At 43.9% G+C, this 12,189-nt stretch carries 7 protein-coding genes; all 7 read right to left on the minus strand.

The window, feature by feature from the left end; genetic code table 11:
• Positions 1–30: 30 nt before the first annotated feature.
• Positions 31–843: a DUF3823 domain-containing protein gene (locus JL001_RS22535; RefSeq protein ID WP_200980110.1), complete on the minus strand. Its 813-nt coding sequence runs from the start codon at positions 841–843 to the stop codon at positions 31–33.
• A 30-nt stretch (positions 844–873) separates the two neighbouring features.
• Positions 874–2,931 carry a RagB/SusD family nutrient uptake outer membrane protein gene (locus tag JL001_RS22540; protein WP_236252948.1) on the minus strand — a complete coding sequence of 686 codons (2,058 nt, stop codon included), beginning with the start codon at positions 2,929–2,931 and terminating at the stop codon, positions 874–876.
• 43 nt (positions 2,932–2,974) lie between these two features.
• On the minus strand, positions 2,975–6,202 hold the full coding sequence (locus tag JL001_RS22545) for a TonB-dependent receptor (protein WP_200980111.1): 3,228 nt from the start codon (positions 6,200–6,202) through the stop codon (positions 2,975–2,977).
• 99 nt (positions 6,203–6,301) lie between these two features.
• Complete coding sequence (locus JL001_RS22550) at positions 6,302–7,732, minus strand: glycoside hydrolase family 76 protein (RefSeq protein ID WP_236252949.1); 1,431 nt, start codon at positions 7,730–7,732, stop codon at positions 6,302–6,304.
• A 31-nt stretch (positions 7,733–7,763) separates the two neighbouring features.
• On the minus strand, positions 7,764–9,575 hold the full coding sequence (locus JL001_RS22555) for a carboxypeptidase-like regulatory domain-containing protein (protein ID WP_200980115.1): 1,812 nt from the start codon (positions 9,573–9,575) through the stop codon (positions 7,764–7,766).
• Between the two features lie 365 nt (positions 9,576–9,940).
• Positions 9,941–10,918 carry a GTP-binding protein gene (locus JL001_RS22560; protein WP_200980116.1) on the minus strand — a complete coding sequence of 326 codons (978 nt, stop codon included), beginning with the start codon at positions 10,916–10,918 and terminating at the stop codon, positions 9,941–9,943.
• A 70-nt stretch (positions 10,919–10,988) separates the two neighbouring features.
• Positions 10,989–12,182, minus strand: a complete 1,194-nt coding sequence (locus JL001_RS22565; RefSeq protein WP_200980117.1) for a GTP-binding protein — start codon at positions 12,180–12,182, stop codon at positions 10,989–10,991.
• Positions 12,183–12,189 lie beyond the last annotated feature (7 nt).

Genomic DNA, 12,189 nt, shown 5'->3' on the forward strand with positions numbered 1-12,189 from the left:
TAGGCAGATGGCTTTTCATTTACTTTCTTCTTAATAAACCAATACTTGACGTGTATCATTGTAGTTCCAACGTCTGGTACCGCTTCCCCTTGGGGTGTCGAAATTGATTCGAGCAGCAGCACGTACAAAGACCATTCTGCCTTCAGGGATCGTTCCATTGGATTCAATGGTGATGGTTTCACCCAACATCGAGTTGAACGATGAACCTGAAAACTCCAATTGACTTGACCAACGCTCATCCCGGGCGCGGTAGCCCACGGTGGATGAATAACTGACAAACAACTGGATATCTGTCACATTCTGAAAACTGTCGCTATAGCCGCCCATAGGTTCGATTTTGGAGCGAAACTCTTCTTCGGATACACCACGGGTTACGCGGATTTGAGCCCTTACCTTTCCATTGATCACTTCAGGGTCTTTTACCCATTCCACTCTCAAAAAAGGTTGTACTTCAAAGGTCACATTGGAAACTCCCTTGATATCCAAAGTTTGGGTTTCGTCTGCAAGAGGTACTCCTCGGTCATCCTCGCGAATAAGCGGGATAAAAGGCCCATCTATTCTCACATTGTAGGTTCCTGAAAACAGTTTGGTGTTCTGGAATGTGCCATCAGGCATGCAAAAGAAGTCAGGGTTGGGAGAAACATTTTCTCCCCAGCTTAATTCTGTTAAACGGACGCGAATACCTTCACTTCCTTGGTCTGTGAGTACAGGCTCACCGGTTTCCAAATCCACTACTTCACCCTTAAGGGTTTCGGCTGGAAGATCGTAGTTATCCAGTTCAAACATGCTGCATGAACTAAGGGAAAACAGCGTCGCTAATATTAGGTATGCTATATTTTTCATCTTCTAAAATTCTAGGTTATTGATAAATCCTTATCGGTTGGGTTGTTGGTCGATTACCGGACTCTTGGAAACTTCCCCACCCGGAATGGCGAAATAGTAGTCGATAATATTGTATTCGAAGGTCTTCAAACTAACCCATTGGAAACGGGCATCGAAGAAGTACTTGCCACTTTCAGCAGATAGGAAAGGATAAAGACCTCTGAAGCGATAGCGAGAGTTCATGCTGAAGTCTTCCTTGTCTCTGATCTCACCCCAGAATCCATCTCTTTCTTCATAATGCTGCACTCTCCATCTGCGTAGGTCCCACTTGGTTTTATGCTCTAAGGCAAGCTCTTTTCTACGTTCCTTACGCACGATATTACGGCTTTCAATGTCAGAAGTAAGCATTCCGCTAAGCAGGCTCGCTCCGGCACGTTCTCGAATATCATTAATACCAGAGGTCGCTACCTGAAGCATGTCCGATCCATCAGGTGAAGTCTCACCAGCAAGTCCCAATTCCACAGCTGCTTCCGCTGCATTGAGCAAGACATCTGCATACCTCATCAATACGAAGTGTTGGTCAGACCTACCTTCTCCAGCTTCAAAAGAAGGATCAGGATTTAACCATTTTCTTCCATAAAGTCCAGTAAGGGTGCTTTCGCCATTGTTGTAAAAAGGACCATTGGCTCCAGCGGCAGTGATCTGTTGGCCATCAATATTGACCAACTCTTGGCTTCCTCCTTCTCTTGCACTGAGGAAAAGCTCCTTTGGTGCCTGTGTATAGATAGGTAATTGCTGATAGCGAGTTTCAGCTGTCGCATAGGAATAGTCATTGAATAATGGCTGGATAGGCTCAGATCCGGTATAGACCCCTGCCCGGATTTCAATCTCCTGGTTTTTGAAAATATCTCCAGGGAAAATAACATAGGCACGAAGACGTGGCTCCGCATTTTGAAAGAAGTCCATTGGCGAATCATACATCAAGTAATCGCCTTCAGTATTGTTCGATCCAGTAGTTACTTTGATGGTTCCATCAGGATATCTGTCAAAGCCTTCAAACAGCTCCATAAAATCCAATGTCGGGCAAGTACCTGATGCTAATGGAGCTTTGAAAATAAAGGGAGCGCTGTAGGCATCATACCCGTGTGTTGCCACAGGGAACTGATATTCTTTTACGTAGATGTTTTCAGGGCTAGTAGGGTCACTAAACATGTCCACCATATTCTGGTACTGTGCTTCAGGATCATTGGCGGCCCATTTTTTTGTGTATAAAGAATATTGACCACTTTTGATTACTTCATTGGCGGCAGAATAAGCCTCTTTGAAATACTTGACGGACGCAGCTTGGGCACTCTCCTCAGAAAAGCCAATTACCCTTACCCCGGTCTTTAGGCCGGTACCTGTAAGTCTTCCTGGTACAGTTTCATTGTATTTGGCGACACTACCTGCATAGAGCATGGCTTCTGACTTGAAGGAAAGTGCCACATATTTATTGGAATATCCAGACTTTGGGCTGGTAGGCTGCAACAATTCAATAGCCTGATTATAGTCAGCCAATACTTGGTTCCAAGTTTCCTCCTCAGTAGAACGAGGGATTTCCAAGGTTCCTTCCTCTGCTGGATATCGCAATACACTGGTTACCAATGGTACCCCGCCAAATCGTTTTGCCATTGCTGAAAACACAAAGGCACGAACAAAATAGGCTTCACCCAAATAATGATTATAGGTCACTTCTGGAAATGCATCTGCGTAGTCTGGCAGTTTTTCCAATAAGTAATTTGCTTCTCTCAGCAAGCCGAAGGCCCTTCCCCAATAAGGAGTCCTTTCACCGGTAAATGCTGCACTAATGCCGTCACGATTTACGGCCTCTCCCGTTCCTTCAATTCCAAGAGAACCGAGCCAGGAATTATATTCCACACCCCATTGTGCCATGTACTTGAAGTCCTCAAATGGCATCTTGCTGTACATGCCTGCTATGTATACATCCATGCCTGATTCACTGGTCATTAGTGTCTCATCACCGATTACATTTGGTGGAGGCACATCCAGATTTGTACAACTGGAAATGTACAATAAGCTGAATAGCAATAATATGATTCTTATTTTCATGATTTGATTCAATTTAATTTTCCAAGGTCTCAACTAGTTGCTGTTAAAATGACGCAGTTACGCCTACCGTATAGGTTTTTGTCAACGGGTACATTCTTCCCAACTCATCTCCTGGATGTTCAGGATCGACAAATTTCACTCCTGTAAAAGTCAGGAGATTGTAGGCATTGGCAAAGAACCGGATGTTAGTCGAAGGGATATTACGCGGTTTAAAGGTGTAACCCAGTTCGATACTCTTAAGGCGCAAATAGTCAGTACTTACCCTGTTGAATTCAGAGTTCCCAAATGGATAGTGGCCTGTGTAGCCATAATAGCCACTGATCCATTCCGTTTCTGGATCATATGGATCCGCTAAGGGATCTACTGGATGCCATCTGTCAAGGTATTGCTCTAAGGCACCACCACCGTTACTGCCCCAAATTGAATACAATGGCTCCTGATATTGCATGGAGCCCAAAGCGGAACCTTGGAATAGGACACTCATATCAAAGTTCCTGTACTTGGCATCAAGTGCCATACTGAAGTTTAACCATGGTGTTTGGTCATAGGCAAAAGGATGTTGATCTAATCCATTGATCTCGCCGTCTCCATTCCAATCTTCATATTTATAATCGCCAGGTAAAATGTCCCTGTCTTTGTAAATATCGTAGGACCAGATGTCTTCCCAGTCAGTGTATCTTCCTGCTGATACATAACCAAATTGCACTCCTTGGAAACGATCCGTGAGGTTGTCATTCCTCCAACGATCATAGGAATTGCCATATGGGCCCTTTTCAGCTGCAATCAAGTGCTGTCTACGGGTGATTGTAGCTATTCCTTTTACACTGTAAGAAACTTCACCAATCATGTTGCGGTGGGAAAGCTCCAGGTCAACCCCATATTGGCGGTCACTGTTGGTGTTTTCTCTAGGTGCTCCAGTACCCACAACAGTAGGCACATCGCCCGAACGAGTAGAGAAAAGCCCTTCTCTACGACGGTCAAAATAATCCACGGAAAAGCCAAACTTGCCCATCCATGCTTCGAAGTCCAAGCCGACGTTAAATGTCTTGGCAGTCCACCATGACAGGTTTTCATTGGGAACGACCGCAGATGCTCCATATACAAATTCACCATTGAGCATATAGCCTGGGGCATATTGATTGTAGTAACCATTCTGGGCATTTCCACTGGTCGCAGGATAGATATAACCCGGGTACCAATCATAAGCCAATGAGCCGTCATCTGCCGTCATACCATAACTGGCTCTGAATTTAAGCTGATCTACAAAAGAAAGTCCTGAAGCAGATTTGAAGAAGGATTCCTCAGATAGACGCCAACCTATGGAGCCGGAAGGGAACCATCCCCAACGATTGGTCTCTACAAATTTTGACGAGCCATCATATCGGAATTGAACTTCAGCGATGTAACGATCACCGTAAGCATAATTTACCCTTCCAAACATGGCGGAGTTGGCAATCTCATATAAATCGCCAGAACCACCCTGCATTCCACCTTGTTGGTTTTCATTCATACCTCCTACAAGGTATTCCATGGCAAATGCCAAGTCACGTTGTGCGTAGAAGTTATCCCCTTTACGGTTTTGGGTCTCAAATCCCAGGAGACCAGATATATCATGGTTGTCGCCAAAAGTACGCTTATAATTGATCAGGAATTGTCCCAAAAATTGCTGCTTGCTAAAAATCTCTCTTCTAATTTGGTTTGGAGAACTGTTGTTGTACAGCTTGGATAGATAAGCTTCGGTTACCGGATCATACATGTATTGGTAGTATTCCCTTCTGTAAATGTCATTGTCATCTCCCCTAAAGTCATAGCTGACCAATCCTTTTACAGTAAGTCCTTCTAAGGCTTCGGAAACTGTACCAAAGTCATAATCCAGTGATGCTGAGGACTGAAAATATTTTTGCTTGTACTTTCTGTGTCCTGAAACGTCTGCCCTCATCATAGCGATGGTATTCTGTTCCAAGTCTAGCCCTTCGTAGTTCAGCATGGTGTTTTCGGGATCAGCGTATGCAGGGAATAGCACCCCCTGTCTCCAATAATTTCTAATGATCTCTACCGCACTGGAATAGGGGGAATTTCGCTGATCGGCCACGCCGCTTAGATTGAGGTTAAACTTCAACCCATTGGCGATTTCTGTGGTGATATTGGATCTTAAGTTGACTTTGTTGTAGTTCATGTCGCCCGACTTGAACATCCCTTCCTGATAAAGGTATCCACCGGCTATATAGTATTGGGTCTTTTCATTGCCGCCTGTAATGCTAATATCGTGTTGGCTTTGTGGAGCATAATCACTGATCAACAGGGCATTCCAATCTGTAGTACGTCTTCTGCCAGTCCTGAAAGCTTCAAAATCGTCATCCTGATAAATCAGGTTGCCACCATTGATGTTGTTCATGGCTCTCTCGTTATAGAGCGTCATGGTTTCATAAGGATCTGCTAGCTCAGGGAATCCAGATGGACTTTGCAAAGTATATGAACCATTATAGGTCACTGTTGCTTTGCCTGCGTCACTCCCCTTTTTGGTCGTGATCAATACGACACCATTTGCGGCACGTGCTCCATAGATAGCTGCTGAAGCATCTTTAAGCACAGATAATTCTTCGATATCGGTAGGGTTTAGTCGCTGAAAATCAGCCATGGTCCGCTGAATACCGTCGATTACGATCAAAGGAGAGCCTAAGCCCCTGATATCAAAGCTGGCATTGAAAGTACCTGGCTCAGCACTTTTCTGCCATACTCGAACACCTGCAACCCTACCAGTAAGCATGTTTTGAGGGTTTTCGTTCTTAGTTCGGAGCATTTCATCACCTTTGATGTTCGCTACAGAACCTGTCATGGTAACTTTTTCCTGCATCCCATAACCTACCACTACGACTTCACCTAGCTGTTGCGTGTCTGGAACCATAGACACCTCAATGATTGATCTTGTCCCTACTGTGATTTCTTGAGTGGTATAACCGATAAATGAGAATGTTAAAACAGTGTTGTCGTCTGGGACATTCAGCTGGTACTTTCCATCGATATCCGTAGTAGTGCCTTTCAGGGTTCCTTTAAGCAATACATTGACTCCTGGCATGGGAGTACCGTCTTCTGATATTACCGTACCTGAAACGGTTTTATCATTTTGCTGTTGAACTTGTCCCGCTAAAGGGGAGAAGTTGGATTCTAATGCTAATGCAAGCCTAGGAATACTAGCAAAGGACAGTATGATCATTCCCAATGCGGAACGCTTCATCAGTCCTATGCAAATCTGTTTATATATCTTTTGCATATTTTTTGGGTTATTTGTTTAATTACTATCTAATAAGGCTTTATCTACCTTTGAAGATTTTTGGCATCCCATATTTAATGGGATGCCAAAAAAGTGATATCATTTTGTCAGCTCATATCGTGATAACACCGCATATTCTGCTGCAAATGCGAAGTTGAACATCCCCTCGGTTCTATTGTTATTGGCTGTAAGGCTCCAGCCAACCAGTAGATTAGTGGGCAAAAAGCCCTCATAGAGGAAGTTCTCATATCCATAGTCAAGGTTTTTCTGGAAAGTGTTGATGTAATTTGAGGCAGTACCATAGGCAGGCTGCACATCAACATATCCACGCATCAAAACGCCATTGAACCAATTGTTGAAACCACTGATGCTGTAGGTGTAATATCCGTCGTGAGTTTGGTCGGGTTTTGCGAAATATTGAAAGCTTTTGTCAGAAAGCTCTTTCGCATCTTGAAGGTAGGTGTCATCTTGTGTCATCCTGTACATGTCCGCAGCACCAGAAAGCATTGTCCCGGAATTGTAAGAAATAGCAGGCCCTACTCGGTCTTGACAAGCAATCCCTTTACGATAAACTGTCCCGTCAATGGTCTCAGTCTGTGGATTTCCAGGAGAACACCCTCCTCTCATATCATCATACACCCCATCAGAACGCAACAAACTACTCTTTTGCCAATCGTAGACTTTCTTGGCAAAGTCAGCGTAGTAATCACTTTTCTTCATCTGCATGGTCATTCTGGTTTTCTTGTCCTCTTCATCAATGTAACGGTAGCTGATTTCATCGTTTTTACCTTTGTAAATCTCATGAAGCCAAACTAATGGGCTTACCATCGGGCCATTGCTACAGGCGTGTTTGGTTACATAACCTGGTCCCCAAGTTATTCCACCACGTTCTGATCCATCAGGGTTTCTGGTGCTGTCCCAACCGTCCAAGACATAGGCTGTCAAGTATTCTGCTTTTTCCAAGTAGGCAGCCTCACCGGTAATTTTGTAGGATTCCAGCAATTCACGGACAAGCCACATTTGATCGTCATATACATTTTCGATTCCGGCCACCTTGGCCGTTCCCTTTGCATTGCCCCGATTTACTCCATACACAGACCATTCTTTGGTCTGTGTATAGGAGATGAGTTCAAAAGTTCCCAAGTAGTAGTCCGCATTATCATATAGTTGCGCGAGAAGTTCGGTGTACTTGTCAAAATTCTCGTCGTAAAGCGCTGCATTTCCATGCTCTTTCTGGGCTTGAAGTCCATGGAGGACTGCATTGACAGCTTCCACAGCTGCGGTGTACATCCATACACTGCCAGTTTCATCAGATCGAACTCCGGTGTATGGATTGTAATACCTGGCCATCGCCATGCCTGTCCCCGTAAAATGAGCAGAAACGGCATTGTCAGTCAGCTCCATTGCTCTAAGAAGATTCTGTTCTGAAAGACTTACCTCGGTTGGAGGAGTTGTCGGGTCAGTGTCAGATGAATTTTCAGCGCATGCTGTAAACAGCAGCACAAAAAGACTCAAAATTGTGATCATCATTCGATTTTGTATCATGTTAAGGTTTATTGAATTATTTCATATCGATACTGTGGATTACCAGTTTGTTCTCGCCTGAGTTGGCTTCACCGTTGTACACACCCAAGGCGAGTGTTACATCTTTGCCATTAAACTGAGACAGGTCATAGACAAAAGAAGCGTAGCCTTCTGGGTTTCCTGCTCCTCCATCACCATGCTTGAATTTCCAGCAACCGTCTTCAGCCGCACTGGCTTCATCGGCTGTATTGGAAGATGGATCTAGATGTGTTACAGTTCCATCATCTTCTATGGCAGTGATCTTAAAGTAAGTGAGGTTATCTCCAAAATTACGGGTGCTCAAAGTCAACTGGTTGCTTCCTGCATTGATCGAGAATTTCGAGTACAGGTAGGCTTCAGGTACCTTGGTGTCCACATCTGGAGTATTGCGGGTTTTGATCAGGTAGCCTTCAGAAGGGAAGACCTCTGGATCCTTCCTCAGCGGAGCAAAGAACCAGTTTGCTGCAACATGATCCACACCTCTCCATGCCCGATAAGCATCTACATAGTTATCTCGATTACCTCCGACTGGGCTAATTCCTGTGAAGGACATTTTGGTATGTGGCATCGTGGAACGCACAGTCTCTTGAGTCAACTTCCAGCCTTCGATCACTTCTGTTCCTGGTAACCAGTCCCAGTTTTCCACTTTTCTGTCAGCAAATCGAATAGCTCGGAGAACCAATTGCTTCCAGTAATCTCCAGTAGCCTGTCTGTAGATACCCACAGCTACAATGACCTCTTTGCCTACATACTCACTCAGGTCGAACTCAACATCACCGTAGCTTCCTGAAGCATAAGTCCTGTTTTCACCAATTTTTACCGCAGTGGGTTGTGCGGCTGAAAGATCAACCACTTGAACTCCATAATAGGCTGGATTGGCTTCGTCAGCATTATGCGTACTGACCCTTAAAGACAAAATCTTATTATCCTCTGTGATCAGCTTACTGCCATAGACAAAAGAATCGAAGACATTGAGGTCGGCAGGGTTGCTTCGATCGGCATCGTTGTTTCTGATCTGAAGCGTAGTTCCTTCATTTTGTTCCTGCCATGCACCACGGAAATCAAGTGCTGACATGTAATTACATGCCCAGTCCCAGTGAGGATATGCGTCGGCATTACGCCCACCGCGGTACTCATTGTAGTACCATTTTTCAGCGGTCAATAGGTCTGCATAGGTCAATCCACGTAAGATTTCGCTACTACCCATTGTAATATTTAGGGTTGCGATGCCATCTACAAAATCAGACTCACTGATAGTTTTGGTGATGGTTTCATAATTTGTCTTACTGAATGTAACAGTGTATTCATCGACAATAAGGTTTTCCAATGTAAAAGCCCCGTCACTTCCTGTAGTTACTGTACCTGCTACGCCCACACTGACAGTTACGCCTTCCAGTAGTGCATCCCCATTCTTTCCGTCTTTGATCGTACCGGTAATCTTTGCAGAGGCAAATACCAATGAAACATCTGCTGTAGCGATGTTTTCACTGTTGTACTTTTCGGGATTTACAGTTAAGCTGACCGCAAGCCAGCCTGTCTTGGAAAATTTCACTGCACGTGTCTTCAACGTGACATCTTCAAAAATATACTTTCCATCACTTCCAGTGGTAACAGAAACCTCTTCTTCTCCTATTCCGGATAAAGAAACATTAACATCTGAAATGGGTTGGCCTTCGCCATCGGTAACGGTACCTGTGATTGTTCCCCGTGGTTCCGCAATAGTATCATCTTCATTGATACATGAAGTAAAGGCTACTAAAAACGCACCAAATAAGGCGATGTAAAAGATCGCTTGTAGTTTTTTTCTCATTTGTAGGTTATTATGGATTTAATTGAATTAATAATAGTTGATAAAATCGCATAATCGATTCAGCAACTTAAATATGGCTCAAAATATAAAAATGGTGCGGTTAATATTTCGGTTAAAAATGGGTTAATAACCGAGGTTAATTTGCTAATCTGATCATAAATTCCTTTGAAAGTCAATTTTACAGTAATCAGCCTATGGCTTTACCTTAGTTTGTGTATCATCAAAAAATAAAATGAAAAAACCTTATTTCTACCTGCCCCCAATTTTAGTCGGACAGTAGTAATTTTATAGATTAAGTTTACCTGAGATAAAAAATAGAAAGCAGCATCAGGAATGGATTGAAATCTAAGTTTAATATCCTTGTTTCATAATTTTGAATTGGATTTTTGGGACGCTATCGTTCTTTGAATAATCCTCTCCAATGATTTTAGCTCAAGCCCCTTGCCGATAAAGACCAGTTGGGATTTGGGATAAGGCAGTTTTACCTCGCCTTCCAAAGGGGCAATATGAACTTGCCTGCCATGTGTTTGGACTACATGGGGAAGGGTCCTATCGGAAAGCCACACCAAGCCCTTCATCCTGTAAAGTTGCTGGTAGCTCAGGAAGAAGGACAGGGTGAGCTGATTGAGCAGCATTTCCCTGTCGATCGGTTCTTCTACTTCAAACAACATGCTCTTCAAAGGATGCGGAGATTCGGCTTCTATTTCAGGGATGGTTTTGGCAGGATCCCAAGGGTTTTTCTGTTTGGAGAGAATATCATGGGGAATATGGCCATGGTCGGTAACCATTACCTCTGCAAGGGAATTGATACCTTGTACCAGTTGTGTGAGCTGAGGCAGGTAAGAGGGGGATACCAGGGATTTTTTGTTCAGTACAATCAAATCCGCAGCGGCCAGCTGTCGGCTGACCTCAGGAATTTCTTCGATCCAGTCTTCCACAACCGTAGCATCCACTACGCAAACTACCTGATGGAGCTGGAAGAAGTTGGCGACCTCTTCCTGTCTGAAGAGTGCTATTATTCCACCAGGATCAGCCACGCCGGAAGCTTCAATAAAAAGGTTGTCTGGTTGCATCTCTGCATTGAGAATGGAAGCCAGGACTTCCACCAATTCATTGTCCAGTGTACAGCATATGCAGCCATTGTTCATTTCAAAAAGGGAGCAGTACCTTGTTTCAACCAAATGGGAGTCGATGGACACTTTGCCAAATTCATTTTCAATAATGATGTTCTCCTCATCTTTTTTGGCCTGTAATAGGCCATTCAAAACCGTGGTTTTTCCGGCTCCCAAAAAGCCGGTCAATAGGTAGACCTTGATTTTGGATGGGGGTATTGGCAGTGGCATATGCTGTTAAATTTAAGTCAGTGTAGGAATTTCAGGTTTCTTAAATTACCTGAGATAGGTTTTCTAATTCCTAAAGTGGCCATTCATCTTTTAATGGGGTATTCAAGTTGAAATTTTTACTGTCATTTTCAGTAACCAAGCATTTCCTAAGCTGGTTTGAGATGTTTTCCTCATCCAAATCCTGGCCTATGATTACCAGCTCGTTCATACGGTCACCGTATTGGTGGTCCCATTTTTCGGCTATCAGCTCCCTGTTTTCTACATAACCAGGGTTGTTCAGTCGCTCTTTTTCGGTGTATGCTGCCCACCAATTGCCAAAGATTTCTGCCTTCAATGAGCCACCGGCCTGACTCCACAATAGGGCATGTTGGGGTCTGGAGGCCAGCCAAAAAAGCCCTTTGCTTCTTACTACATTAGTTGGCCAGGAATTACGGATATAGTTCCAGAATCTTCCAGGGTGGAAGGGTCTGTGATCCCTAAACACAAAACTGCTGATGCCGTATTCTTCAGTTTCCGGAACATGTTCCTTGTTCAGTTCCTTGAGCCAACCAGCTGCCTGTTCAGCTTTGTAGTAATCGAACATACCAGTGTCCACCACTTCTTTTGTACTTACCTGTCCATAGGATGTCCGGATAATTTTTGCCTCTGGATTAAGTTTGATCAAAAGTCCTTCCAGAAGCGTTAGCTGTTCTTTGGAAACCAGGTCGGTTTTGTTAAGGATGATGACATTGGCAAATTCTACCTGATCTGTAAGTAGATTGACGATAGACCTCGCGTCCTCCGGGTCATCGGTCATTTGTCTATCCAGAATGGTCTCAGCAGAACCAAAGTCATTGAAGAAATTAAAAGCATCCACAACGGTTACCATGGTGTCCAGCCTACTGATATGGCAGAGGTCCAGCAAGTTGTCCCCCGTTTCGAAAGAGAAGGTCTGCGCTACAGGAATGGGTTCGGAAATACCCGTGCTTTCGATCAGGAGGTAGTCAAACTTCCTTTGAAGGGCAAGCTTTTGTACTTCCTCAATAAGGTCTTCCCTTAGCGTACAACAAATACATCCATTGGACATTTCAATGAGTTTTTCTTCTGTCCTGCTCAGCTTTATTTCATTTTGTACCAGCTTTGCATCTACATTTACCTCACTCATATCATTGACGATAACGGCGACTTTGTAGCGTTCTCGGTTCTGAAGGACATGGTTAAGTAATGTCGTTTTACCAGCGCCCAAAAAGCCGCTCAGCACAGTTACTGGAATTTTGTTTTGCATGGATTGA

The organism is Echinicola sp. 20G, assembly GCF_015533855.1.
Classification (GTDB): Bacteria; Bacteroidota; Bacteroidia; order Cytophagales; family Cyclobacteriaceae; genus Echinicola.